We start from the raw sequence: 23,645 nt of genomic DNA on the forward strand, positions 1-23,645 counted from the left end.
CGGGCCCGCCGCCGGGTCCGTCGAAACCGGAGCCGCTAGTTCGTCGCCTTCTCCAGGGCCGCGCGCGTCTTGGGGCCGTAGACGCCGTCGTAGCTGCCGTCCGGGGCGTCGCTGACGTGGTTCTCCATCTGGAAGAAGGCGAGCGACTTCTGCACCCGGTGGCTGAACTGGCCGTCCTGCGGGCCGTAGTAGAGACCGAGCTGCTGGAGCCGGCGCTGGAGGTCGGCCACGGCCGGGCCGCTGTCGCCCTCCCGCAGGACCGGGGGCGCCGTCGGGGAGGCGGGGGCCGAGCCGGACGCGGTGCCGGTCGGGGTCGCCGTCGCGGTGGGGGAGGCGCCGTGCGTGGTGCCGGCGCTGCCGTGGGCGGTCGCGGTGGCCGAGGGCGGCGGGCCCGAGGGCGAGGTGCTGGGCGAGGCCGCGGTGGTGGGGGCCGCGCTGCGGGTGAGCGCGGGGGCGGCGCTCGCCGACGCCTTGGCCGCACTGCTCGGCAGGGTGACGTCCGGCATGGAACTGTTCTGGTCCGGCAGGGCGCGGTCGGGGGTGCTCTGCTCGTCCCCCATCACCTGGCCGGTGACCGCGACCGCGCCCGCGGCCAGCGCGGAGGCGGCTATCGCGGAGGCGGCGACCACGAGTCTGCGTCTGCGCCTGCGGTGCCGCCCGCGCGCGGCCGCCGCCGCCTCGGCCCGCCGCGCCTCGGCCCCGTCGTGGTCGGCGCCGTACTCCACGCCCGCGAAGGCGGTGGGGAACAGGCCGAGGTCCTCCTCGGCGGGCCCGTCGCCGCCCTCCGTGTCGTCGGTGACCACCGGCCGTACGGTGCTCTCGGCCGGCTCCTGCCCGGGCTCGCCCACGTACGGCCGCAGCCGCAGCGGATGGAAGCCCTCCGTGGCGGCGAGCGCGGCCGCCCGCTCCGCCGACCGCTCGGCGTCCCGCAGCGCCATGTCCGGGTCGTCGGGATCGGCGGGCCCCGGGTACGGCTCGGCCGCGGGGCCGGTCACCCGGGGCAGGGCGGCGGTGTCGCCGGCCGCCGTATGCGGTTCCGGCCGCGCGTACGGGCTCGGTGCCTGGGGCCGGTGCGGGACGGCGGCGTCCCCGTACCGGCCGGACGGCGGGTACGGGCCCGTGACCGCCGGGAGGACCGCCGTGTCGGGCTCGGCGGGGGGCGCGGGACGTGCGTAGCCGGCGGCCGCCGGGCGGAGGCGGGACGCGCTCGTCGGCTCGGCGGCCGGGCCGGGACGCTCCTGCGGGCGCTGCTGGGGGATCGCCGCGGTGGCGTCCAGGTCGCCCCGGCCGTAGGAGGTCGGGTCCGCGGGCGCGGGCTCGCCGTACCCGGGCGGTTGCGACGGTTGCGCGGGGCCGCCCCGATCGGTCCGCCGCGGCTGCTTCGGCGCCACTGTGTCCCCTCCCGCCGGCGCATGCGTGCGCCCCCGGCGGCGCCGGGCGCGATGTCAGGGCCGATTATGCCGATCGTGTGGGCCCTCGGCACAAGTCCCGCACAACCGCGGACGACTCCGGCAGGTCATACCGGGGCAAAGGGTGGGAACATGAAGTACCGATGCCGGGGGGACGAGGCGAGGACCGTGAGGAGCTGTCCATGGCCCAGTCCACGAGCACCGCCGCGGGGGCCGCGCCACCGGGCCAGGAGCTGGACCGGCGGTCGGTGCGGATCGCGATCGGCGCGCTGGCGCTCGGCCTGCTGCTGGCCGCGCTCGACCAGACGATCGTCTCCACCGCGCTGCCCACCATCGTCAGCGAGCTCGGCGGCATCGACCACCTGTCCTGGGTGGTGACCGCCTACCTGCTGGCGTCCACCGCGGCCACCCCGCTGTGGGGCAAGCTCGGCGACATGTACGGCCGCAAGCGGCTGTTCCAGACCGTCATCGTGGTCTTCCTGGTGGGCTCGGCGCTGTGCGGAGTGGCCCAGAGCATGGGCGAGTTGATCGCCTTCAGGGCCCTGCAGGGGCTGGGCGGCGGCGGGTTGATCGCGCTGTCCATGGCGATCGTCGGCGACATCGTGCCGCCCCGCGAACGCGGCCGCTACCAGGGCGTGTTCGGCGGGGTCTTCGGCGCGGCCAGCGTGCTCGGGCCGCTGCTGGGCGGGGTCTTCACCGAACAGCTCTCCTGGCGCTGGGTGTTCTACATCAACCTGCCGATCGGCATCGTCGCGCTCGCCGTCATCGCCGCGGTGCTGCACATCCCGGCCCGCCGCACCGAGCACCGGATCGACTACCCGGGCATGGCGGTGGTGGCCGCGGCCGCGACCTGCCTGGTGCTGGTCACCTCGCTCGGCGGCAGCACCTGGGCCTGGGACTCGGCCGGCATCATCGGCCTCGGGGTCGCCGGCGTCCTGCTGATCGCGCTGTTCATGGTCATCGAGCGGCGGGCGCAGGAGCCGGTGCTGCCGCCGAAGCTGTTCCGGGTGCGCACCTTCCTGATCTGCTCGGCGATCTCCTTCATCATCGGCTTCGCGATGTTCGGCGCGATGACCTACCTGCCGACCTTCCTGCAGGTCGTGCACGGCTACTCGCCCACGCTCTCGGGCGTGCACATGATCCCGATGGTGGTCGGCCTGCTGCTGTCGTCCACCGTCTCCGGGCAGATCGTCAGCCGCACCGGCCGCTACAAGGTCTTCCCGATCCTGGGCACCGCGGTCACCACCGGCGGCCTCGCGCTGCTGCACACCCTCGGCGTCGGCACCGCGACCTGGGTGATGAGCCTGTACTTCTTCGTCTTCGGCCTCGGTCTCGGCCTGGTGATGCAGGTGCTGGTGCTGGCCGTGCAGAACGCGGTGGACTACCAGGACCTGGGTTCGGCGACCTCCGGGGCCACCTTCTTCCGCTCCATCGGGGCCTCCTTCGGCGTCTCGGTCTTCGGCACCGTCTTCACCCACCAGCTCTCGGAGAAGCTGGCGGGCGCGCTGCGCGGGGTGCCGGCCGCGGGGAGCGTGGACCCGGCGCGGCTGCAGGCCGACCCCAAGGCCATCGCGGGGCTGCCCCCCGCTGTCAGGACACCTGTGCTGCACGCCTTCTCCGACTCGATCACCACCGTGTTCCTGTGGGCGGTGCCGGTGGCGGGCTTCGCGTTCCTGCTGTCCTGGCTGCTGCGCGAGCAGCCGCTGCGCGGCAGCGTCACGGCGCCGGACGCGGGCGAGACGGTGGCCACCAACCCGGTGGACCGCAGCTCGCTGGACGAGATCGCCCGAGGCCTCTCGGTGCTGGGCAGCCGCGAGGCCAAGCGCGACCTGTACGTGCGGATCGTGCGGAGATCCGGGGCCGACATCCACCCGGCCACCGGCTGGCTGCTGCTGCGCCTGGCGCACAAGGGCGGGGTGGACCCGGTGGAGCTCGCCCTGCACTCCTCGGTGCCGCGCGAGGTGATCGAGCACGCGGCGGTGGAGGCCGAGGCGCGAGGCCTCGCGGTGCGCTCGGGCAACCCGCTGGTGCTCACCGACGACGGCCGGGCGATGGCCGGGCGGCTGGAGGAGACCCGCCGTTCGGTGCTCGCCGACCTGCTCGGCGACTGGGACCCCGACCGGCACGCCGAACTCGCCGCCCTGCTGACGAAGCTGAGCGGCGAGCTGTGCGGCGGCGACCACGACCGCCCCGAGGGCGCGCTGCGGGACACCCGCCCCGCCGACCGCCCGGCCCGGCACGTGTGAGGGGCGGCGGCGCCGCCGGACACTCCCCGTCGTCCGGTGCGCCGCTCGCTCCCCGTTTGCGTGGCCGGCCCGCTGCCTACGGCCTGGCGCCGCGGGCGCGGGAGGGCGGCAGATGGGCGGGCAGGGGCGCGGACTTCAGGAAGCGCAGGAAGCGCGCCAGGTCCTTGCGGGTGGTGGTGAGGATGACGGTGGGGTCGTCGCTCTCCCGGAGCAGCACCGCTCCTCCGTGGGCCCTCAGCTCCACGCAGTCCCCGGCGTCCTGCGAGTACGACGACTTCTGCCAAGACTGGCGCACGGTCATGGGATCGGTTGCCCTTTCAGAGGTCTCGGGACATGGCGAGGACGAAGTCGCGGGACTGCTGGCGGTCCAGGGCCACCTTGGAAAGGCTCTCGAAGCGGGCGTGATAGTTGGCCAGGTGCGTTGCCGAGTGCAGCAGCAGCACCCCGTGGGCGTTGTCGATCTGCACCGTGTCCAGTTGGGGCACGGTCCCGCTCGCGTAGAGCATCGCGTAGTTCGACCCGACGTAGGCGCCGGAGGCGAAGGGGACCACCCGGACGCTTATGTGCGGCAGGTGGCTCAGCTCGACGATGTGCTCCAACTGCGCCTTGGTCACGCGGGTGCCGCCGAAGCGCATCCGCAGCGCGGTCTCGTGGAGCAGCACCTCGTAGGGTGGGGCGCCCTCGCGGTGCAGGATGCCGGCGCGCTGGCGGCGGTAGGCCGCGCGGGCCTCCAGTTCGTTGTCCGGCAGGGGCGGGATGGCGTGGCCGAAGACGGCGCGGATGTACGCCTCGGTCTGCAGCAGGCCGGGGACGTGGGTGATCTGGATGGAGCGCAGCCGGGTGGAGTGGTGCTCGAGCTCGGCGATGTCGAGCTCGCCCGCGGGCACCACCCCGCGGTACGCCTCCCACCAGCCCTTGCGGCCGTTGCCGTTCGCCATGGCGACCAGCGCGGCGACGAGGTCCTGGTCGCCGCACTCGTAGAACGTGGCCAGACGCCGTAAACGCTCCTCGCTGACGCCGAGCCGGCCCGCCTCGATGTGGCTCACCTTGGCCGGGTCGGTTCCGAGCAGCCGCGCGGTGTCGCGGGCGGTGATCCCCGCCGCCTCCCGCATCTTGCGCAGCTCCGCACCGAGGCGCTCCTGGCGCGCGGTCGCGGTGCTTCTCAGCGGCATGGTGTCCCTTCTTGATGCTCGTTCAGAGTGTGCCGTTCCGCTCTCGCGCGGTCCAGATCGTTTCCGGAGAAAACGGCGACAATGTTGCAGAGGTGCAGTATTGCCCCATAACCCCCGTCGGGTTATGTCAGGGGATAGTCAACTCCCTTGTGACCATGCCTTGTTGCGCGGGGCCGTCGGTCCCGGGCGGCGCCGCGGGGGTGGTGTGACGTATCTGCGCCAGTGCGGCGGGAGGGTCGCCGGATGCCGGGCGTTCACGCTGGGCGAACAAATCTGCCCCGGATGGAGGAACGCAAAGTGGCTTCCGTGTGTCATGGCAGAGAGCCCACGCCGCCGAAGCGGCACGGCGGTCCCGCCCTGCGGTGCCGGGCGGGGGAGGGTTCCCTGCTCAGCGCCCCGCGGGGTCCAGCAGGGTGCAGGCCGTACGGATGTCGGCGGTCACCTGCTCGACGTCGGCCCGCTGCGCGAGCCAGGCGACGAGCCCCGCGTGCCAGGTGTGCTCGATCACCCGGATGGCGCACACCTGCTCCGGTGTCGGCTCGCCGTCCGCCCGCAGCGCCCGCGCGCCCATCGCCTCCAGGACGATCGCCCTGGTCAGCCGGGACACCGCGGTCACCTCGTCCCGTACCGAGCGGTCGCCGAAGATCACCGCGCGCACCATCGCGTCGGCCAGCAGCGGTTCGCGCTGCAGCGCGCGGAACGCCCGCAGCAGGGTCTCGGCGACCCGGGCGCCGGGCGCCTCGGCGGCCGGCGGGCGGGTCCGCAGCGTGGTCTGCAACTGCACGAGCTGGTCCTCCATCACCGCGACCAGCAGGTGGATCTTGGAGGGGAAATAGCGGTAGAGGGTGCCCAGCGCGACCTGCGAGTGCTCGGCGACCTCCCGCATCTGCACCGCGTCGAAGCCGCCGCCGCAGGCCAGCCGAGTGCTCGCGGCCAGGATGCGCCGCCGCCGGGCCTCCTGCCGCGCGCTCAGCGGCGCCACCCGCGCCGCCGGCGCCGCCTGATCCGTGCTCATCGCCCGCTCACCTGTCCGACCCCGCGTTGCGCATACAGCGTGGATACACGCTTCCGGCCCTCGCGCGCGCCCCCCGCGCACCCTCTGTACCATCAAGTCTGAAACTTGTTCTAGATTAGCGCGACCGGTTACGCTCCGGCTCAATCGCAGCGAGAAGGGGGCCGGAGTGACCTCACAGGCCAGGCCGCTACGGATCGCGCTGCTCACCTACAAGGGCAATCCCTTCTGCGGTGGCCAGGGCGTCTACGTACGGCACCTGTCCCGCGAACTGGCCGTCCTCGGGCACAGCGTCGAGGTGATCGGCGCCCAGCCCTACCCCGTGCTCGACTCCCTCGGCGCCGGCGTCACCCTCACCGAACTGCCCAGCCTCGACCTCTACCGGCAGCCCGACCCCTTCCGCACCCCGCACCGCTCGGAGTACCGGGACTGGATCGACGCCCTGGAGGTCGCCACCATGTGGACCGGCGGCTTCCCCGAGCCGCTCACCTTCAGCCTGCGCGCCCGCCGCCATCTGGCCGCCCGCCGCGGCGACTTCGACGTCGTGCACGACAACCAGACGCTCGGCTACGGCCTGCTCGGCCTGCCGCTGCCGCTGGTCACCACGATCCACCACCCCATCACCGTGGACCGCCGGCTGGAGCTGGCGGCGGCCGCCACCCGCGGCCGCCGCGCCTCCATCCGCCGCTGGTACGCCTTCACCCGCATGCAGAAGCGGGTGGCCCGGCGGCTGCCGTCGGTCCTCACCGTCTCCGGCTCCTCGCGCGACGAGATCGTCGCCGACCTCGGGGTGCGCCCCGAGCGCATCCACACCGTGCCGATCGGCGCCGACGCCCGGCTGTTCGCCCCCGACCCCGCCGTCCCGGAGGTGCCCGGCCGCATCGTCACCACCTCCAGCGCCGACGTGCCGCTCAAGGGCCTGGTCTTCCTCGTCGAGGCGCTGGCGAAGGTCCGTGTCCAGCGGCCCGAGGCGCACCTGGTGGTCGTCGGCAAGCGGCCCGAGGAGGGCCCGGTCGCCCGCGCGCTCGCCGACTTCGGCCTGGCCGGCGCCGTCGACTTCGTCAAGGGCATCAGCGACCAGGAGCTGGTCGACCTGATCCGCAGCGCCCAGGTCGCCTGCGTGCCCTCGCTCTACGAGGGCTTCTCGCTGCCCGCCGCCGAGGCCATGGCCACCGGCACCCCGCTGCTGGCCACGACCGGCGGCGCCATACCCGAGGTGGCCGGGCCCGACGGCCGCACCTGCCTCGCGGTGCCGCCCGGCGACGCCGGCGCCCTGGCCGCGGGGCTCGAACGCCTGCTGGACGACGCGGAGTTGCGCGCCCGCCTGGGCGCCGCCGGACGCGAGCGGGTGCTCGCCCGCTTCACCTGGGCGCGGGCCGCCGAGGCCACCGCCGAGCAGTACCGGGCGGCGATCGCCGAGCAGGCCCGCCCCGGGCGCCTGCCCGCCGCCGGGCCGGCGCCGGCCGCGCCCGTACGCACCGCCGCCCCGGCCGTGCCGCCCGCCGCAGAACCCGGACGTCCCGTGGGGAGCAACCGCTGATGCTGACCGTCGACTTCACCCGCTTCCCGCTCGCCGCCGGCGACCGCGTGCTCGACCTCGGGTGCGGCGGCGGCCGGCACGCCTTCGAGTGCTACCGGCGCGGCGCCGACGTGGTGGCGCTGGACCGCAACGGCGAGGAGATCCGCGAGGTCGCCAAGTGGTTCGCCGCGATGCGCGAGGCGGGCGAGGCCCCGGCCGGCGCCAGCGCCGTCGCCATGGAGGGCGACGCACTCCAACTGCCCTTCCCCGACGCCAGCTTCGACGTCGTCATCATCTCCGAGGTGATGGAGCACATCCCCGACGACAAGGGCGTGCTTGCCGAGATGGTCCGGGTGCTGCGCCCCGGCGGCCGGATCGCCGTCACCGTCCCGCGCTACGGCCCGGAGAAGGTCTGCTGGGCGCTCTCCGACGCCTACCACGAGGTCGAGGGCGGCCACATCCGCATCTACAAGGGCGACGAGCTGCTGGAGCGGATGCGCGAGGCGGGCCTGAAGCCCTACGGCACCCACCACGCCCACGGCCTGCACGCCCCCTACTGGTGGATCAAGTGCGCGGTCGGCGTCGACAACGACCGGGCGCTGCCGGTGAAGCTGTACCACAAGCTGCTGGTCTGGGACATCATGAAGAAGCCGCGCGCCACCCGGCTCGCCGAGCAGGCGCTCAACCCGCTGATCGGCAAGAGCTTCGTCGCCTACGCCACCAAGCCGCACCTGCCGCGCGGGGCCGCCGTGGCGGAGCCGCAGTGACGGCACCCAGTCCGGGCCAGGGCCGCCGCACCGGACGGCTGGCGCTGCCCGGGGTGCTCACCGCCGCGCAGGCCGCGCACACCGTCGCCGCACTGGCCGCGCTCCAGCGCACCGACGGCGCCATCCCCTGGTTCCGCGGCCACCACCTCGACCCCTGGGACCACACCGAGGCCGCCATGGCGCTGGACGCGGCCGGCGAGCACGAGCGGGCCGCCGCCGCGTACGAGTGGCTGGCCCGGCACCAGAACCCGGACGGCTCCTGGTACGCCGCCTACCAGGACGGCGACGCCGCCGACCCCACCGACCTCGGCCGCGAGACCAACTTCTGCGCCTACGTGGCCGTGGGCACCTGGCACCACTTCCTCGCCACCGGCGACAGCGCGTTCCTGGACCGGATGTGGCCGATCGTGTACGCGGCCGTCGAGTTCGTCCTCGCCCTCCAGCAGCCCGGCGGGCAGATCGGCTGGAAGCGCGAGGCCGACGGCACCCCGGTCGCCGACGCCCTGCTCACCGGCAGCTCCTCCGTCCACCAGGCGCTGCGCTGCGCGCTGGCCGTCGCCGAGCATCGCGGGGAGCCGCAGCCCGACTGGGAGCTGGCCGCGGGCGCCCTCGGGCACGCGGTCCGCCGCCACCCCGAGCGGTTCCTCGACAAGTCCCGCTACTCCATGGACTGGTACTACCCCGTCCTGTCCGGCACCCTGCGCGGGCCGCGCGCGGTCGCCCGGATCGAGGGCGGCTGGAGCCGCTTCGTCGTCCCCGGCCGCGGGGTGCGCTGCGTCGTCCCCAACCCGTGGGTCACCGGCGGCGAGTCCGCCGAACTCGCCCTCGCCCTCTGGACGATCGGCCAGTCCGAACGCGCGGTGCGCATCCTTGCCGACATCCAGCACCTGCGCGCGGAGGACGGCCTGTACTGGACCGGCCACGTCTACGCCGACGACGCCTTCTGGCCGGCGGAGCGCACCAGCTGGACCGCGGCGGCGCTCCTTCTCGCCGTCGCCGCGCTGTGCGGCGACGAGCCCACGCGGGCGGTCTTCCGCGCCGACGCCCTCCCCGAGGGCCTGGACGACGGCGACTGCTGTTGACGGCTGTTGACGGTCGCTGATCGTCGCCGGCGGTCCCGCCCCGGTCCGCCCCGGTCCGCCGCGGGGCCGGCCTGGGCGCCGGTGTCGGACCCCGCGGATATGTTTCCTCCGAGACGACGCCCCCGCGGCCCGCGGGAAGCGCCGAACGCACGTATCGAGAGGGCCACTTCGTTGACCAGCCTCCCCCAGACGAGCAGCACCCTGCTGATCCGCACCGACTTCTCCGACCAGGCCGCCTGGCAGGCCCTGCGGACGGCGGTCACCGCGCCGAACGAGGACGAATTCCTCGCGGACCTCCACTTCGTGGACGACCCCGCCTACGGCGACCTGACGCCCGAGCAGATCGTCGCCCTGGCCCCCGAGCATGACCGCCTGCTGATCCTCGCCGACAAGACCGCCCTCACCGCCCCCGACATGCCGCTGCTGGCCGTCCTGCGCCACAGGGAGTACGACGACGGGGGAGAGGGCGAGGAGGAGGGCGCCGACCGTCCGGCGCACGAGGAACTGCGGGTCATAGCCGAGGAGTTGTGGTCGATCGAGAACAACATCTCGCTGGCCAACATGGACTGGGAGGAGTTCGTCGACGCCGCGGACGAGGACGGCGTCTTCCGCGGCTTCTGACCCGGGACCCGAGGAGCGCGGGGCCGCGGCGCCCGCACAGCCCGGGCTGGCCCGCCCCCTACGCTGGAGGGATGGATGGTGGGAAGGGCGTGCGGGTGCTGCTGGCCGAGGACCAGGGGATGATGCGGGGGGCGCTCGCGCTGCTGCTGGACCTGGAGGACGACATCGAGGTCGTCGCCCAAGTGGGGGCCGGGGACAGGATCGTCGCCGAGGCGCTGGCCGCGCGGCCGGACGTGGCGCTGCTGGACATCGAACTGCCCGGCCGCAGCGGGCTGGACGCAGCCGCCGAACTGTACGAGAAGCTGCCCGAGTGCCGGGTGCTGATCCTGACGACCTTCGGCCGGCCGGGATACCTGCGGCGGGCGATGGAGGCCGGGGCCGCCGGGTTCCTCGTGAAGGACGGCTCCGTGGAGGAGCTGGCGGGGGCGATCCGGCGGGTGCTGCGAGGGGAGCGGGTGATCGACCCGGCCCTGGCGGCGGCCGCCTTGAGCGCGGGGCCCAACCCGCTGACCCCGCGCGAGCAGGACGTCCTCAACGCCGCCGCGGACGGCGCCACGGTCGCCGACATCGCGGCCCGCGTCTTCCTCTCGGAGTCCACCGTCCGCAACTACCTGTCCGCGGCGATCGGCAAGACCTCCACCCGCAACCGCATGGAGGCCGTCCGCGCCGCCCGCCGCAACGGCTGGCTGTAGGGCCGGCCGCAGGTGCGGAACGGCCCCCGTAGGAACGCTTCGTTTTCGTCAGCGGGTGCGGGCGTCCGTGGCCTGCGGGGCGGCGGCGCTGTCGGCGTTCCCCGCCGTCCCCGTCGTCCCGGCCTTCGCCGCCTTGTCGGCGGGTGCCGCGTCCCGGACCGGCGGGCCCGCCGGGGCCACCGGCTTGGGCAGCAGCGAGATCAGGCAGGTGCCCACGCCGATGAAGGCGGCGCCGATGAGGAACGCCAGGCCGTAGCCCGAGGTCAGCGCGTGCGCCTGGTCCGCGCCGGCGGCCGCGCGGGAGGAGATGCGGTCGGCCGCGGCCGTCGCCAGGATCGTCAGGCCGAGCGCGCCGCCGAGCTGGCGCGAGGTGTTGAGCAGGCCGGAGACCACGCCCTGCTGGCCCATCGGCACGCCGGAGGTCGCCGCCGCCGCGATCGGCGTCATCAGCAGGCCCGCGCCGAACATCATCACCATGCCGGGCCCGAGGATGTTGCCCGCGAAGGAGCCGCCCGCGCTCAGGGTGCTCTGCCAGGCCATGCCCGCCGTCGTCAGCAGGCCGCCCGCCGCGCTCACCAGCCGCGGGTCGTAGCGGGCCATCAGCCGCGGCGCCAGCTTGGAGCCGATGACGATCATCACGGTGTGCGGCAGGAAGGACACGCCCGCCCGCACCGGGCTGTAGCCGAGCACGCCCTGCATGTAGAGCGACAGGAAGTACCAGGCGGAGAACGTGGCGGCGCCGCAGGCGAGCAGCACCGTGTTCGCCGCGGAGACCGAGCGGATGCGGAACAGCCGCAGGGAGATGAGCGGTTCGGCGATACGCGACTCCACCAGCGTGAACAGCGCGAGCAGCAGCACCCCGCCGGCCAGCGGCAGCGCGGTGTCCGCCGACGACCAGCCGTGCGTCTCGCTCTGCGCGATGCCGTACGACAGCGCGGCCACGCCGGAGGTGACGAGCACCGCCCCGGCTATGTCCAGCCGGCGGGCGTGGTCCGCGCGGCTCTCGGACAGGAACAGCGCGGAGGCGACCAGCACCAGGGCGCCGATCGGCACGTTCACCAGCAGCACCCAGCGCCAGGAGAGGTAGTCGGTGAGCAGGCCGCCGACCAGGCCGCCGGCGGCGCCGCCGCCCGCGCCGACCGCAGTCCACGTGCTGATCGCGCGGGTACGCTCGTGGCCCTCGGGGAAGGACGTGGTGAGGATCGACAAGGTGGTCGGGGCGAGCACCGCCGAGCCCAGGCCCTGCACCGCGCGGGCGGTGATCAGCATCCACCCGTCCTGCGCGAGGCCGCCGGCCAGGCTCGCCGCGGTGAACAGCGCCAGGCCCACCATGAAGGTGCGCTTGCGGCCGAACAGGTCGGCGACGCGGCCGCCCAGCAGCAGGAAGCCGGCGAAGGTGATCGCGTACGCGTTGACCACCCACTGCTGCCCGGTCTCGCCGAGGTCCAGCGCCGTGCGCACCGACGGCAGCGCCACATTGACGACGGAGACGTCGAGCACGACGAGGAACTGGCCCGCGCACACCGCGGCCAGCACGACCCATGCGGGCGGGGCGGAGAGGAGGCCGCCGCGCGGCTTCCGGGTCTGGAGGTCGGTCATGCCGACCATCCTCGTACGGACCACTGACATCGGTCATCGGGAATTCGGCGGAGCCGGGTCCTACGACCGCCGTCCCGTCCGCGCGGGAGCCACCCGTAGCCTTGGGCCCGTGACCAGGGACGTGATCGCGGCGTTCGAAGCCGCCAAGGGCTTCATGCCCACCGACGAGGGCCTCGCGCTGTACGCCGCCGCCAAGGAGGCCGCGGCGGAGACGGGGCTGCCGCTGCTGGAGGTCGGCACCTACTGCGGCCGCTCCACGATCCTGCTCGCCGACGCCGCCGCGTCGGCCGGCACCGTGGCCGTCACGGTGGACCACCACCGCGGCAGCGAGGAGCAGCAGCCCGGCTGGGAGTACCACGATCCGGACCTGGTGGACCCGGTGACCGGCCGCATGGACACCCTGCCCACCTTCCGCCGCACCCTGTTCGCGGCCGGTCTCGAAGAGCACGTGGTCGCGATCGTGGGGCGGTCCCCGCAGATCGCCCGGCTGTGGCGGCAGCCGCTCGGCCTGGTCTTCGTCGACGGCGGGCACACCGACGAGCACGCGGGCGCCGACTACACCGGATGGGCGCCGCTGGTCGCCGAGGGCGGGCTGCTCGTCATCCACGACGTCTTCCCCGACCCGGCCGACGGCGGGCAGGCCCCGTACCGCATCCACCGGCGCGCGCTGGCCTCGGGCGCGTTCACCGAGGTGTCGGCCACCGGCTCGCTGCGGGTGCTGCGCCGCGGCCCGGGCCCGTTCGCCCCCTGATCGCCTGATCGCCTGATCGCCTGATCGCCTGATCGCCTGATCGCCGTCAGCGTCGGAACCGGACCGCGGCCGTAGCAGTCCGGTGGCCTTCCCGGCACCCCGGCACGACGGCGCTCGGTGGTGATCCTGTTGCGGACCCGTAGCACGTACGCCGGGTGCGCGGCGGCAGCCGCGGCCGATAGAGTCGCGGCGTGTTCAGCAACGAGTCACACGGGGGCGGTCGTGGCGGCGGGCTCGCCGCAGCGGCCGTGGTGGCGACGGCGGTACTCCTGGGCGGCTGCGGGACAGCGGGCTCGGACTCCGGCGGAGCGGCCAGGGACGGCGGGAGCGCCGGGGGCACCAGCAGTGCGCCGGCGACCCGTACCCCGGGGGCGACATCGAGTCCCCCGGGCGGCACTCCCTCGGCGACCGCGTCCGCTGAAACGCTTCCCCTGGCCGGGAGGACGGTCGTGCTCGACCCCGGGCACAACCCGACGAACTACTTGCACACCAAGGAGATCAACCGCCTGGTCGGCATCGGCACGAACCGCAAGGCGTGCGACACCACGGGCACGGAGACCGACAGCGGCTACGCCGAGGCCTCCTACACCCTGGACGTCTCACGCCGGGTGCGGGCCCTGCTGACCGCCCGCGGCGCGAAGGTCGTGCTCACCCAGGACGGCGACCGCCCGTACGGCCCCTGTGTCGACGAGCGGGCCCGGATCGGCAACCAGGCGCACGCGGACGCGGCGCTGTCCATCCACGCCGACGGGGCGCCCGCGGCCGACCGTGGCTTCCACGTGATCGCGCCGAAGTCGCTGCACGCGGGAGCAGCCGACACCCGGGCGATCGCCGCGCCCTCGCTGCGCCTGGCAACCACCTTGCGTGCGCACTTCAAGGACGCGACCGGTGAGCCGTTCGCCGACTACCTCGGCGGCGGGAAGGGGTTGATGGTCCGGGGCGACCTGGGCGGCCTCAACCTGTCGATCGTGCCGAAGGCGTTCATCGAGTGCGGCAACATGCGCAACAGCCAGGACGCCGCGGAGTTGACGGATCCGAAGTGGCGGCAGCGCGCCGCCCTGGGGATCGCCGACGGACTCACCGCTTTTCTCGAGGGTTCCTCCCAGGGCTCTGCCGGCGGGAAGAGGTGACAGGGCTGTAGCAGTCAGGTATGGATCGTGCAGCAATGCGCATACCCGGCACCCGGCCGAAGATCACACCCGTACGATGGGGCACCGCTTTCCGCCCCACCGCACGACGGCAAACGAACCGCAAGCGAACTGCAAAGGACAGGACCCGACGTGAACATCCGCTCCCTGACCCGAGGAGACGGCGCGGTGATCGGAGCAGCGGTGCTGCTGCTGATCGCCTCGTTCCTGCCGTTCTTCAGCGTCGACATCCCGAACTTCGGCGGTGGCAGCTCGTCGCACTCCGAGAACCTCTGGCACTCCGAGCTGTTCCCGACGCTGCCCTCGGTGACGCTGGCCGCGATCGTCGCGGCCGTCGCGGTGGTCCTGGCCCGTGCCCCGCAGTTCGCCGGCAAGCACGTGATCGGCCTGACGCTGGAGCAGTGGACGGTCGCGCTGTCCGTCTTCGTCGGCTGGACCGCCCTGTGGGCGACGCTCTTCAACAACCAGGACGGCGTGTCCAAGGGTGCGGGTGCCTGGCTGACGCTGATCTTCGGCCTCGCGCTGGCCGTCGTCGCCGTGCTGTCCAACCGGCTGCCGGCGCTGAAGGCCCCGCTGCTCGGCGCCCCCGCGCAGCCGCAGCCCTACGGCATGGGCGCCCCCCAGCCCTACGGTGTGACCCCGCCGCAGGCCGGCTACGGCTACCCGGGCGGCGCGCAGTCCGTGGACCCGGCGTACGGCGGCGCCCCGGCGCCCCAGCCCCCGTACGGCGGTGCGCAGGTGGCCGCGACGCCGACACAGGCCGCGACGCCGTCGGCCGACTTCAGCGCGTTCTGGTTCGCGGTGCCGGTGCCGCGCCCGCTGTTCGCCGAGGACGGCAGCGGCGCGCAGATCGCCGAACTCACCCCTGGTACGTGGTACTTGGCGGTCGACCAGCGCGGGCAGGCGCTGGTCGCGCAGACGCAGGACGGTCGGCGCGGCGTGCTGCAGGACAGTAGCGGGATCCAGCGCGGCTGATTTTTTACGGGGTTGGTGGCGGTCGGTTGCCCTTCGGCTTGGGCAGCCGGCCGTTTGCCTTGTGCGGGCGGGGTACTTGGGCTTCGCCACCGGTCCGGAGGGGTGGTTGCCGCCCGCTCGGGACCGTCCAACGGCCTTGGCCGGTCGCGCAGTTCCTCCCCCAGAGCTTCGCCTGCATGGCGAGGTTTTGAGTTCGTAAAGGGGGCAAGGCGGTTGGCATGTCCAGACGTTACGGCGGCAACCCCGCCGCGGTGATCATCCTGGTCGCCGCAGACATCGCCTCGTTGATCCTGATTCTGTGGATCCTCTTCTTCCTGCTCGACGCGAACCGGGCGAACGACCTGGTCAACGCCGTTCATCATGCGGCGAACTGGCTGTCCGGCTGGTCGCGCGACCTGTTCACACCCGACAACGCCGACTGGCGCACCGTGCTCAACTACGGCCTGCCCGCGGCGGTGTACCTCGTGGTCGCCCACGCGGTCGCCGGCCGGGTCAACCGGGCCTGAACCAGGGGCCGTTCACGCGGCCGCCGGTCAACTCCCGTCACACGGACGCGTCCTCCTGGACGGGCAGCACCGCGGTCACCCGGAAGCCGCCGCCCTGGGCCGGACCCGACACCAGCGAGCCGCCCGCCGCGGCCAGCCGCTCGGTCAGCCCGCGCAGGCCCGTACCCGTGCGGTGCGGGCCTGCCGGCCGCTCCCGCGCCGGGGCGCCCGTGCCGTTGTCGGTGATCGTCAGGTGCGCCCGGCCGCCGTCGGTGCGCAGCTCGATCGTCGTCCGCGTGGCACCGCTGTGCCGTACGACGTTGGTGACGCCCTCGCGCACCACCCAGCCGAGCAGCGCCTCGGTCTGCGGCGGCAGCGGTGGCCCGGTCTCCTGCACCACGACCTCGATGTCGGAGGCGGCCAGCGCCGAGCGGGCCCGGTCCAGCTCCGTGGACAGGCTGCCCTCGCGGTAGCCGGTGACGGCCTCGCGGATCTCGGTGAGCGCCTGGCGGCCCACGGACTCGATGTCGCCGATCTGGGTCAGGGCCGCGTCCAGGTCCCGCGGGGCCAGCCGCCGGGCCGCCTCGGACTTCACCACGACCACCGACAGGGTGTGCCCGAGCAGGTCGTGGAGGTCGCGGGAAAAGCGCAGCCGCTCCTGCGCGACCGCCGAGCGGGCCAGCTCCTGGCGGGTCGCCCGCAGTTGGGCCACGGCCTGGAAGAGGGTGATGATCACCGAGACGACCAGGCCGGACAGGAAGGAGCCGTACGCCAGGCTCGCGGTGGACCAGAAGCCCCGGTGCTGCGCCCCCGAGACGGTGCCGGCGGCCGCGCTCACCGGGATCAGCATGAAGCCGAGCCGCCGCCGGCTGCGCGCCACGCTGCCGACGCCGAGCGAGACCAGCACGAAGAGCAGCAGGAAATTCCCGCCGTAGCCGATGGCGAGCACCAGCGCGAGGGCGCCCAGCGCGCACAGCAGCCGGAAGGGCAACGCCTCCTCGGCCCACCGCTCGCTGAAGGCCGTACGGATCGTGGTCACGTAGAGGGCGCAGAAGGCGGCGAGGGCGACCCCGGCGAGCCACGGGTCGGCCGTCTTCCCCTGCGCCACATCGGTGGCGGGTCCGGCGGCGAGCAGCACCCAGGGGACCAGCGCCTTGCCGTCCGGCATGCGCAGCTGGTCGATCTCCTCCTCGAAGCTGTTCGTCCGCCGCCACCAGGCCCTGCGGCGGCACTTCTCCCCGTCCGCGGCGTCCCTCGTCATGTCATGTCCCCGTCTCGCTGTGCTGCGTGCGGCACCGCCCGCCACGGTACCGCCGCTCCCGGCGTACGCCCCGGTCACGGAGCCGGCGATGAGTTTCGGGCCGGGCCGGAGTCCGACCTGGGTGAGCGCCCGTGCCGGCTGCGTACGGCCGCCTACGGGCGCCGCGAAAAGGGCACCGGACGCACCGGACCGCACCAGAGACCCACGGAGGACGGCGATGACCGCACCGCACGACAACACCGGGCGGCCGCCCGTTGTGGACCAGGACACCTGGCAGAAGGCCCGCGACGAGCTGCTGGTCCGCGAGAAGGCGCACACGCGGGAGGGCGACGCCATCGCCGCGGCCCGGCGCCGGCTGCCGATGGTGGAGTTCGACGGCACCGTGCGGGTGGTCGGGCCCGACGGCCCGGTCCCGTTCCTGGACCTCTTCCAGGGCCGCGACGAACTGCTGGTCTACAAGCACATGTGGCACGACGGCGCTCCCCACCAGGGCCAGTGCGAGGGCTGCACCACCGCTGCCTGGGCCCTGAAGGACGCGGCCTACCTCAACGCGCGCGGTGTCTCGTTCGCCGTCGTGACCACCGGCCGCTGGGAGGAGGTGGCGCCCTATGTGGAGTTCATGGGCTATACCCAGCCCTGGTACTCGGTGCGCGACATGCCCGAGCCGGTCGGCGGCGCGATGGGGCACCTCACCTCGTACCTGCGCGAGGGCGACCGCGCCTTCCGCACCTACAGCACGACCGGCCGAGGCATCGAGGCGGCCAACGGCATGTTCGCGCTGCTCGACATGACGCCCTACGGCCGGGGCGAGGCGTGGCAGGACACCCCCGAGGGCTGGCCCGAGGGGGACAACGCCTGCTGGTACTGGCGCTCGGACGCCGACGGGAACGCCACCTGGGGCCCCACCAGCCGTCCCGTACCGCAGTGGACCCGGCCCGGCGCGACCCCGGTGACGACCCTCGGCCGCCAGGGGCACCACCACTGAGGTGACCCGGCCCAGGAGCGCAACGCGCCCCTGGGCCGGGTCACTTGAGGGTTGCTCGGAGCGCTTCGCGGCGCTCCGGCTTCAGTCCGTCTCCTCGCGGCGGTGGCGGCCGTGCGGCGCCGGTGCTTCCTGCGTCTCCTCCGCGGATGCCTCCCCGCGGTGGCGGCCCGCGGCCTGGTCGTCCATGTGCTCGGCCGTGCGTGCGTCCGACATCTTCCGTGCTCCCCGTACCCGAAAATTCCGTGCGTTCCGGTGCTGCACCGCCGGACCCACCCGCGCCTGCCCATGGCACGCTCACGCAGGGTGGTCACCCCTGACGGCGCGGGTGAGTCTACCGAGCCGCGCCGACACCGTGATCACGGGGTCCTGCGGCCCGGACGCCCTTCACGCGACCGGACTCAACGGGGCCTGCTGCAACGGCAGGACGGACAGTGTGCGGCGGGCCGGCCGCGTCGCCGGGGCGGCCGCGGCGGCGGGCAGCGCCGGGCGTGGGGCCGCCGCCGGCAGGACCGGACGGGTGCGCCGGGCCCGGCCGCGCGGCGGGACCGGCGGAGGCGGCGGGTCGTACGGGTGCAGCGCCGGGGGCGCGGCCGGCAGCCGCAGCGGGGCCGAGGGCAGCCACACCGCGGTGGGCCCCAGCCAGCCGGGCGGCGTGGCCCGCCAGTGCAGCTCGCGGTCGCCCGGCCGCCACAGCGCGAGCCAGCGGGCGCCGCCGGGCACCTCGCAGTGCAGGGCGAGCACGGCCGACTCGGGGCTGAGGAAGTTGCCCGGCTGCACGGCCAGCGGCGTCAGCCGCGCCCCCGGCATCCGCAGCGCCTCGGGGAACCGGACGGGGTGCCGGCTGCCGAGGACGCCCCAGCCGAGCCGCGCCTCCCCGGCGGCGTCACTGCGTACGATCATCAGCCCGCTGTCCGGGTCGGCGAGCAGCAGCCGGTCCTCGCTCTCCTCGGTGAGCTGGAGCAGCGGGCTGACCGTGCCGGTGTGCAGGTCGACGGCGACCGCCTTCGTCCGCCCGCCCAGCTCCCGGTCGAGCGCCAGCAGCCGCCCGGCCCGGTCCAGCCACACCCCGCCGCCGCACCGCCCGGCCACCCGCGCGACCTGCACCGGCACGCCCGCCGGGGTACCGCACACCATCCACACGGTGGTCTCCTCGCCGTCCCAGCAGGTGGCGTACGCGCCGGCGGCCGGGGGCGGCAGCAGCCGGACCTCGCGCCCGGCGAGCGAGCCGAGGGGCTGCTGCCCGGTGCCGGCGCCGGAGGGGTAGAGCAGGGCGAGGTCGGTCCGCTTCTCGGGGCGGGCGGCCCGCGCGGCGGCGGGGCCCTCGGGTGTCTCGGCTGCTCCGGGTTCCTCCGGCTCCCGGGCGACCAGGACGCGGCCGTCGGGCAGCGGCAGCACCTGCGTGCCGGGCCGCTCGGGCTGCGGGCCGGGCAGGGCGACGGTGTACGGCTCGGGCCCGTCGAGCGACCAGCGCTCCACGAACCAGCCGCCCCCGCCCTCGCCCTCGTCGTCCCCCGCCGCCTCCGCGAGGCAGGCCGCGTACGACCCGTCCCCGGCCACACCGAAACCGACCCGGCGCCGGACGGCGACCCCGCCGCCGAGAGCCGCCGGGGGAGTGGCGAACCGTTCCTCCACAGCCTCGGTGACGAGGTCGATGCTCACGGCAACGGGCGCTATGTCGGTGGGGTGTGCGGCGGTGGAGGGTGCTGCGGTGGGTTGGGCGCCGATGGCCGGGAGGGCAGTGGGGTGTGCGGCGGCTTTCGGCTGCGGGGTCACCGCGTCTTCCACGCGGGGTGCGCTCGACGGCGGCCCGGCCACGCCCGTCTGCAGGGGTGTGCCCGCCTGCTCGGCCGCCTCCGTGGGACGTGCCTGCTCCCCCTGCCCGGGCGGGTCCGCTCGCCGGTGACCGCGTGTCCGTGCGGCTCCATCTGGCGGCTGCGGCTCGCTCGTCCGGCCACCCGTGTCCGCACGGCGTTTTCCGCTCGCCTGCCCGGGGTCGCTCACGGGCTCCGCCGGGGCATTCGGTGACGTCGTCGCGTTCATCGTCGCCGAGTTCTCGGGGGCGGGCTGCTCCTGCGGTGCCGACAGCGGACGCCGCCGGCGGCCGGGGCCGCGCTTGGGGTCCTGCTTGGGCGCGGCGGACGCGTGCCTGCCCCCGTGGCCGCTCGCGTTTCCGCCGGCGCGGTCGGAGCCGTGGTCGGTCCCGGGGCCGGTCCCGCGCGCGGCGGCGTGGCCGTTGCCCTGCCCGGTCCCGTGCTCGGCGGGCCGCCCGGTCGTCTGCTTGCTCGTGTCGACAGTCATGTCCGTCCGTCACCTCCAGTCACTGGACCGTAGTTTTCCTATGTGCGGATGATCGCCGTGAGTGAGGACACTTCACCCGTAAGGGTGTCCGTGGGCCGGAAGGGACGGCACTGCCACGGGCGTTGTGGTTCGCTCCGCGCACGCTTCCCGGTGGCGCGGCCGGGGCGGGTAACCTTCGTGTCGTGCCCGTCCCCACCGTCTCCGATGTGATCGCCGAGCTCGACGCCCTCTGGCCGCCGGAGCTGGCCGAGTCATGGGACGCGGTCGGCCTGGTGTGCGGGGACCCGGCTGCCGAGGTCCGGCGCGTGCTCTTCGCCGTCGACCCGGTGCCGGAGGTCGCCGCCGAGGCGGTGCGCCTGGGCGCGGACCTGCTTGTCACCCACCACCCGCTCTACCTGCGGGGCACCACCAGCGTCGCCCCCGTCGGCCCGGCCGGGTTCAAGGGCCGGGTGGTGCACGAGCTGATCCAGGCCGGTGCCGCCCTGCTCGTCGCGCACACCAACGCCGACCGTGCCGACCCCGGCGTGTCCGACGCGCTCGCAGCCGCCGTCGACCTGCGGGTCACCGGCCCGCTGGTGCCCGACACCACCGACCCGGCCGGCCGCCGCGGCCTGGGCCGGGTGTGCGAGCTCGACGCCCCGCTGACCCTCGCCGAGTTCGCCGCCCGCGCCGCCCACGGCCTGCCCCGTACCGCCGGCGGCCTGCGGATCGCCGGCGACCCCGAGGCGCCCGTCCGGACCGTCGCGGTGTGCGGGGGCTCCGGCGACAGCCTGTTCGCCGAGGTCCGCGCCGCCGGGGTGGACGTCTTCCTCACCGCCGACCTGCGCCACCACCCGGCCGCCGAGGCCCGTGAGGCCGGCCCGCCCTTCCTGGTCGACGCCGCGCACTGGGCCACCGAGTGGCCGTGGTGCGAGCAGGCCGCCGCCCAGCTGGACGAGATCTCCGACCGGCACGGCTGGGCGCTGCGCACCCATGTCTCGCACGCCGTCACCGACCCGTGGACGGCGCACGCGCCCTCGACCTCGCCGGCCCCCGCCGGCAGCTCTTCCCCCGGCGCCATCGGCGCCCCGCCATCTAGCAGCCCAGGAGCCCCCCGCTGAACGCCGCGCCCGCCGATCAGATCCGCCTCCTCGAAGTCCAGGCCCTCGACTCGCGCATCGCGCAGCTGGAGCACCGGCGCAGGAACCTGCCCGAGCACGCCGAGCTGGAGCAGCTGGGCGCCGACCTCGCGCAGCTGCGCGACCTGCTGGTCGCCGCCCGCACCGAGGACAGCGACACCGCCCGCGAGCAGACCAAGGCCGAGCAGGACGTCGACCAGGTCCGCCAGCGGGCCGTCCGCGACCAGCAGCGCCTGGACTCCGGGATGGTCACCTCCCCGAAGGACCTGGAGAACCTGCAGCGCGAACTCGCCTCGCTCGCCAAGCGCCAGTCCGACCTGGAGGACGTCGTCCTGGAGGTCATGGAGCGCCGGGAGGCCGCCCAGGAGCGCGCCGCCGAGCTGGCCGGGCGGGTGGAGTCGCTGGAGGCCAAGGTCGTGGAGGCCGAGCAGCGCAAGACGGCCGCACTGGAGGCGATCGACGCGGAGGGCTTCTCCGTGGCCAAGGACCGCGAGGTGCTGGCCGCCGAGGTTCCCGCCGACCTGATCAAGCTGTACGACAAGCTGCGCGCCCAGCAGGGCGGGGTCGGCGCCGCCCGGCTCTACCAGAAGCGCTGCGAGGGCTGCCGGCTGGAGCTGAACATCACCGAGCTCAACGAGCTGCGCGCGGCTCCCGCGGACGAGGTCGTGCGGTGCGAGAACTGCCGCCGCATCCTGGTGCGCACGGCGGAGTCGGGGCTGTAGGGCGGTGGCGGAGGGTTCCGCGGGCGCTGCCACAGAGGGGGATGCCAGCTCGGGTGGCGTTGCCTCGGCCGGAGGCGCGGCTGCCGGCGGGGGCGCTCCCGATCCGGCGGCGCCGACCCGGTTCGTGCTGCTGCGTCACGGTGAGACGGCGCTGACGGGGGAGAAACGCTTCTCCGGCAGCGGCGGCAGCGACCCCGACCTCTCCGCGCTCGGCCGTGAGCAGGCCGAGCGGGCCGCGCGCGAACTGGCCGGGTACGGCGGCGGCATCGACGCGGTGGTCAGCTCGCCGCTGGCCCGCTGCCGGCAGACCGCCGCCGTGGCCGCCGCCCGGCTCGGGCTGGACGTCACGGTCGAACCCGGCTTGCGCGAGACGGACTTCGGCGTCTGGGACGGGCTGACCTTCGCCGAGGTACAGGCGCAGCACGGTGAGTCGATGGCCGCCTGGCTCGGTTCCGCCACGGCGCCGCCGCCCGGCGGGGAGAGCTTCGCGGCCGTCGGCGAGCGGGTGGCCCGTACCCGGGACGCCCTGCTGGACGCCCACCGCGGCCGCACCCTGCTGCTGGTCAGCCACGTCACGCCGATCAAGTGCCTGGTCCAACTCGCCCTGGGCGCCCCCTTCGAGGCGCTCTTCCGGATGTACCTGGCGCCGGCGGCGCTGTGCGAGGTGGCCTACTACCCGGACGGCAACGCGTCCGTCCGCTACGTCAACGCGACCGCGCACCTGCGGTAGTCGCCGGGCGTGCGCGCCAACGGCCCGGCCGCTTGGGTGCTTTGCGGCTACGCGGTGAAGTACACCCGCACCCGGCCCGCGTTGCCCGGATCGGACTCGCGGCGGACATAGAGCTTCTTGATGTGCTTCTGGTCCAGGAAGCTCAGCACCCGAGCCTTGAGCCGGCCGGTCCCCTTGCCGGGGATGATCTCCGCCACCGGGACACCGGCGTTGGCGGCCCGCAGGAGGAACTGGCGCATCGCCAGGTCGATGTCGCGGTTGCTGCGGAAGATCGGGTGCAGATCGAGCGTCATGGTCGCCATCGGCTTCCTCCTGCTGCGGTCGATACCCGTACCCTACGGCGGCTGTCCTCTCAGGCGCCCAACCCTGCGGCCTTGCGGGCCAGTTCCTCGACCGTGTCCCACGCCTTCGCGCGCAGCGCGTCCTTGGGGAGCATCCAGGTGCCGCCCACGCAGGCGACGTTGGGCAGGTCGAGGTAGCGGGGCGCGCACGCGGCGTCGATCCCGCCGGTCGGGCAGAAGCGGGCCTCGGGGAGCGGGGAGGTGAGCGCCTTCAGGTAGGGAGCGCCGCCGGCGGCCTCCGCGGGAAAGAACTTCATGTCGTGGACGCCGCGTTCGAGCAGGGCGACGACCTCCGAGGCGGTGGACACACCGGGCAGGAACGGCAGCCCCGAGTCCTGCATCGCGTCCACCAGCCGCCCGGTCCACCCCGGGCTCACCAGGAACCGCGCGCCCGCCGTCTTCGCCGCCGCCACCTGCTGCGGCCCCAGGACGGTCCCGGCCCCGACGACCGCCTCCGGCACGGCCTCCGCGATCGCCTCGATCACCCCGAGCGCGGCCGGCGTCCGCAACGTCACCTCGACCACCGGCAGCCCCCCGCGCACCAGCGCCCGGGCCAACGGCACCGCGTCCGCGGCGTCCTCCAGCACGACGACGGGCACGACGGGAGGAAGGGCCTCAACCCCGAGAAACGCGTCCACGGCGCTCATCTTCCCGGCGAGGCTCGTATCGTGCAACGACCGTTGCGCATGCTGCAACGGAATGGCTCGGTCGG

Annotated in this window: 24 protein-coding genes; 14 read left to right on the top strand and 10 right to left on the bottom strand. The window is 74.3% G+C overall.

The window, feature by feature from the left end; translation table 11 throughout:
• Positions 1-35 precede the first annotated feature (35 nt).
• Entirely contained in the window at positions 36-1,391 is a 1,356-nt protein-coding gene (locus BLR33_RS11885; protein WP_093784362.1) for a peptidoglycan-binding domain-containing protein, read from the bottom strand.
• Positions 1,392-1,591: 200 nt separating this feature from the next.
• Between BLR33_RS11885 and BLR33_RS11890 the strand changes: the two genes are divergently transcribed.
• Positions 1,592-3,655 (top strand): MFS transporter, encoded by a 2,064-nt coding sequence (locus BLR33_RS11890; RefSeq protein ID WP_093784363.1) that lies wholly within the window; start codon positions 1,592-1,594, stop codon positions 3,653-3,655.
• 76 nt (positions 3,656-3,731) lie between these two features.
• Here BLR33_RS11890 and BLR33_RS11895 read toward each other — a convergent pair whose 3' ends face one another.
• The 3 genes from BLR33_RS11895 to BLR33_RS11905 form a co-directional block, all read right to left on the bottom strand.
• Positions 3,732-3,956, bottom strand: coding sequence for a DUF397 domain-containing protein (locus tag BLR33_RS11895; RefSeq protein ID WP_093784364.1), 225 nt, complete (start codon positions 3,954-3,956; stop codon positions 3,732-3,734).
• A 16-nt stretch (positions 3,957-3,972) separates the two neighbouring features.
• The gene (locus BLR33_RS11900; protein ID WP_093784365.1) at positions 3,973-4,827 is read right to left on the bottom strand and encodes a helix-turn-helix domain-containing protein; all 855 of its coding nucleotides are present in this window, start codon (positions 4,825-4,827) and stop codon (positions 3,973-3,975) included.
• Between the two features lie 388 nt (positions 4,828-5,215).
• Entirely contained in the window at positions 5,216-5,842 is a 627-nt protein-coding gene (locus tag BLR33_RS11905) for a TetR family transcriptional regulator (protein WP_093784366.1), read from the bottom strand.
• A gap of 166 nt (positions 5,843-6,008) precedes the next feature.
• Here BLR33_RS11905 and BLR33_RS11910 point away from each other — a divergent pair, with 166 nt between their 5' ends.
• From BLR33_RS11910 to BLR33_RS11930, 5 genes are all read left to right on the top strand, one after another.
• The gene (locus tag BLR33_RS11910; protein WP_093784367.1) at positions 6,009-7,379 is read left to right on the top strand and encodes a glycosyltransferase family 4 protein; all 1,371 of its coding nucleotides are present in this window, start codon (positions 6,009-6,011) and stop codon (positions 7,377-7,379) included.
• Entirely contained in the window at positions 7,379-8,125 is a 747-nt protein-coding gene (locus tag BLR33_RS11915) for a class I SAM-dependent methyltransferase (RefSeq protein WP_093784368.1), read from the top strand. Before BLR33_RS11910 ends, BLR33_RS11915 begins: the two co-directional genes overlap by 1 nt.
• A gap of 53 nt (positions 8,126-8,178) precedes the next feature.
• Positions 8,179-9,207 carry a prenyltransferase/squalene oxidase repeat-containing protein gene (locus BLR33_RS11920; protein WP_093784760.1) on the top strand — a complete coding sequence of 343 codons (1,029 nt, stop codon included), beginning with the start codon at positions 8,179-8,181 and terminating at the stop codon, positions 9,205-9,207.
• Positions 9,208-9,378: 171 nt separating this feature from the next.
• Positions 9,379-9,828, top strand: a complete 450-nt coding sequence (locus tag BLR33_RS11925; RefSeq protein WP_093784369.1) for a DUF6924 domain-containing protein — start codon at positions 9,379-9,381, stop codon at positions 9,826-9,828.
• Between the two features lie 71 nt (positions 9,829-9,899).
• Entirely contained in the window at positions 9,900-10,520 is a 621-nt protein-coding gene (locus BLR33_RS11930) for a response regulator transcription factor (protein ID WP_093784370.1), read from the top strand.
• Positions 10,521-10,568: 48 nt separating this feature from the next.
• On the opposite strand, the gene BLR33_RS11935 is transcribed toward BLR33_RS11930, so the two are convergent.
• Positions 10,569-12,128, bottom strand: coding sequence for an MFS transporter (locus tag BLR33_RS11935; protein WP_093784371.1), 1,560 nt, complete (start codon positions 12,126-12,128; stop codon positions 10,569-10,571).
• A gap of 145 nt (positions 12,129-12,273) precedes the next feature.
• Between BLR33_RS11935 and BLR33_RS11940 the strand changes: the two genes are divergently transcribed.
• The 4 genes from BLR33_RS11940 (at position 12,274) to BLR33_RS11955 (ending at position 15,499) form a co-directional block, all read left to right on the top strand.
• Positions 12,274-12,870 (top strand): class I SAM-dependent methyltransferase, encoded by a 597-nt coding sequence (locus BLR33_RS11940; RefSeq protein ID WP_245771394.1) that lies wholly within the window; start codon positions 12,274-12,276, stop codon positions 12,868-12,870.
• A 449-nt stretch (positions 12,871-13,319) separates the two neighbouring features.
• The gene (locus BLR33_RS11945) at positions 13,320-14,000 is read left to right on the top strand and encodes an N-acetylmuramoyl-L-alanine amidase (protein WP_407639663.1); all 681 of its coding nucleotides are present in this window, start codon (positions 13,320-13,322) and stop codon (positions 13,998-14,000) included.
• A gap of 150 nt (positions 14,001-14,150) precedes the next feature.
• Positions 14,151-14,993 (top strand): DUF5336 domain-containing protein, encoded by an 843-nt coding sequence (locus BLR33_RS11950; RefSeq protein ID WP_093784372.1) that lies wholly within the window; start codon positions 14,151-14,153, stop codon positions 14,991-14,993.
• A 218-nt stretch (positions 14,994-15,211) separates the two neighbouring features.
• The gene (locus tag BLR33_RS11955) at positions 15,212-15,499 is read left to right on the top strand and encodes a hypothetical protein (RefSeq protein ID WP_093784373.1); all 288 of its coding nucleotides are present in this window, start codon (positions 15,212-15,214) and stop codon (positions 15,497-15,499) included.
• A gap of 37 nt (positions 15,500-15,536) precedes the next feature.
• Here BLR33_RS11955 and BLR33_RS11960 read toward each other — a convergent pair whose 3' ends face one another.
• On the bottom strand, positions 15,537-16,739 hold the full coding sequence (locus tag BLR33_RS11960; RefSeq protein ID WP_176930238.1) for a sensor histidine kinase: 1,203 nt from the start codon (positions 16,737-16,739) through the stop codon (positions 15,537-15,539).
• 217 nt (positions 16,740-16,956) lie between these two features.
• Between BLR33_RS11960 and BLR33_RS11965 the strand changes: the two genes are divergently transcribed.
• A complete protein-coding gene (locus tag BLR33_RS11965) occupies positions 16,957-17,724 on the top strand; it encodes a DUF899 family protein (protein ID WP_093784374.1) in 768 nt (255 codons plus the stop codon).
• An 81-nt stretch (positions 17,725-17,805) separates the two neighbouring features.
• Here BLR33_RS11965 and BLR33_RS36730 read toward each other — a convergent pair whose 3' ends face one another.
• Together BLR33_RS36730 and BLR33_RS11970 are read right to left on the bottom strand one after the other, a co-directional pair.
• Positions 17,806-17,937, bottom strand: a complete 132-nt coding sequence (locus tag BLR33_RS36730; protein WP_265737031.1) for a hypothetical protein — start codon at positions 17,935-17,937, stop codon at positions 17,806-17,808.
• Positions 17,938-18,108: 171 nt separating this feature from the next.
• Complete coding sequence (locus tag BLR33_RS11970) at positions 18,109-19,383, bottom strand: hypothetical protein (RefSeq protein WP_245771354.1); 1,275 nt, start codon at positions 19,381-19,383, stop codon at positions 18,109-18,111.
• An 821-nt stretch (positions 19,384-20,204) separates the two neighbouring features.
• On the opposite strand from BLR33_RS11970, the gene BLR33_RS11975 reads away from it, so the two are divergent.
• The 3 genes from BLR33_RS11975 to BLR33_RS11985 all read left to right on the top strand — a co-directional run bounded on the left by BLR33_RS11975 (position 20,205) and on the right by BLR33_RS11985 (position 22,592).
• Complete coding sequence (locus BLR33_RS11975) at positions 20,205-21,122, top strand: Nif3-like dinuclear metal center hexameric protein (protein ID WP_093784375.1); 918 nt, start codon at positions 20,205-20,207, stop codon at positions 21,120-21,122.
• Positions 21,119-21,862: a zinc ribbon domain-containing protein gene (locus tag BLR33_RS11980; protein WP_093784376.1), complete on the top strand. Its 744-nt coding sequence runs from the start codon at positions 21,119-21,121 to the stop codon at positions 21,860-21,862. The genes BLR33_RS11975 and BLR33_RS11980 overlap by 4 nt, the downstream gene beginning before the upstream one ends.
• Positions 21,863-21,986: 124 nt before the next feature.
• A complete protein-coding gene (locus tag BLR33_RS11985; protein WP_322987159.1) occupies positions 21,987-22,592 on the top strand; it encodes a histidine phosphatase family protein in 606 nt (201 codons plus the stop codon).
• Positions 22,593-22,639: 47 nt separating this feature from the next.
• Here the strand turns inward: BLR33_RS11985 and BLR33_RS11990 are convergent, their stop codons facing one another.
• Positions 22,640-22,894 carry a Smr/MutS family protein gene (locus tag BLR33_RS11990; RefSeq protein WP_093784378.1) on the bottom strand — a complete coding sequence of 85 codons (255 nt, stop codon included), beginning with the start codon at positions 22,892-22,894 and terminating at the stop codon, positions 22,640-22,642.
• 50 nt (positions 22,895-22,944) lie between these two features.
• Positions 22,945-23,580, bottom strand: a complete 636-nt coding sequence (gene eda, locus BLR33_RS11995; protein ID WP_093784379.1) for a bifunctional 4-hydroxy-2-oxoglutarate aldolase/2-dehydro-3-deoxy-phosphogluconate aldolase — start codon at positions 23,578-23,580, stop codon at positions 22,945-22,947.
• Positions 23,581-23,645 lie beyond the last annotated feature (65 nt).

The sequence above is a fragment of the Actinacidiphila guanduensis genome, assembly GCF_900103985.1.
Classification (GTDB): domain Bacteria; phylum Actinomycetota; class Actinomycetes; order Streptomycetales; family Streptomycetaceae; genus Actinacidiphila; species Actinacidiphila guanduensis.

What these genes read in the sequence shown, in the direction of transcription:
- BLR33_RS11890 (WP_093784363.1), top strand. Translation starts at nt 1,592, where the DNA reads ATGGCCCAGTCCACGAGCACCGCCGCGGGGGCCGCGCCACCGGGCCAG.
- BLR33_RS11895 (WP_093784364.1), bottom strand. Translation starts at nt 3,956, where the DNA reads ATGACCGTGCGCCAGTCTTGGCAGAAGTCGTCGTACTCGCAGGACGCC.
- BLR33_RS11900 (WP_093784365.1), bottom strand. Translation starts at nt 4,827, where the DNA reads ATGCCGCTGAGAAGCACCGCGACCGCGCGCCAGGAGCGCCTCGGTGCG.
- BLR33_RS11905 (WP_093784366.1), bottom strand. Translation starts at nt 5,842, where the DNA reads ATGAGCACGGATCAGGCGGCGCCGGCGGCGCGGGTGGCGCCGCTGAGC.
- BLR33_RS11915 (WP_093784368.1), top strand. Translation starts at nt 7,379, where the DNA reads ATGCTGACCGTCGACTTCACCCGCTTCCCGCTCGCCGCCGGCGACCGC.
- BLR33_RS11930 (WP_093784370.1), top strand. Translation starts at nt 9,900, where the DNA reads ATGGATGGTGGGAAGGGCGTGCGGGTGCTGCTGGCCGAGGACCAGGGG.
- BLR33_RS11935 (WP_093784371.1), bottom strand. Translation starts at nt 12,128, where the DNA reads ATGGTCGGCATGACCGACCTCCAGACCCGGAAGCCGCGCGGCGGCCTC.
- BLR33_RS11940 (WP_245771394.1), top strand. Translation starts at nt 12,274, where the DNA reads ATGCCCACCGACGAGGGCCTCGCGCTGTACGCCGCCGCCAAGGAGGCC.
- BLR33_RS11955 (WP_093784373.1), top strand. Translation starts at nt 15,212, where the DNA reads ATGTCCAGACGTTACGGCGGCAACCCCGCCGCGGTGATCATCCTGGTC.
- BLR33_RS11960 (WP_176930238.1), bottom strand. Translation starts at nt 16,739, where the DNA reads ATGACGAGGGACGCCGCGGACGGGGAGAAGTGCCGCCGCAGGGCCTGG.
- BLR33_RS11965 (WP_093784374.1), top strand. Translation starts at nt 16,957, where the DNA reads ATGACCGCACCGCACGACAACACCGGGCGGCCGCCCGTTGTGGACCAG.
- BLR33_RS36730 (WP_265737031.1), bottom strand. Translation starts at nt 17,937, where the DNA reads ATGTCGGACGCACGCACGGCCGAGCACATGGACGACCAGGCCGCGGGC.
- BLR33_RS11990 (WP_093784378.1), bottom strand. Translation starts at nt 22,894, where the DNA reads ATGGCGACCATGACGCTCGATCTGCACCCGATCTTCCGCAGCAACCGC.
- eda (WP_093784379.1), bottom strand. Translation starts at nt 23,580, where the DNA reads ATGAGCGCCGTGGACGCGTTTCTCGGGGTTGAGGCCCTTCCTCCCGTC.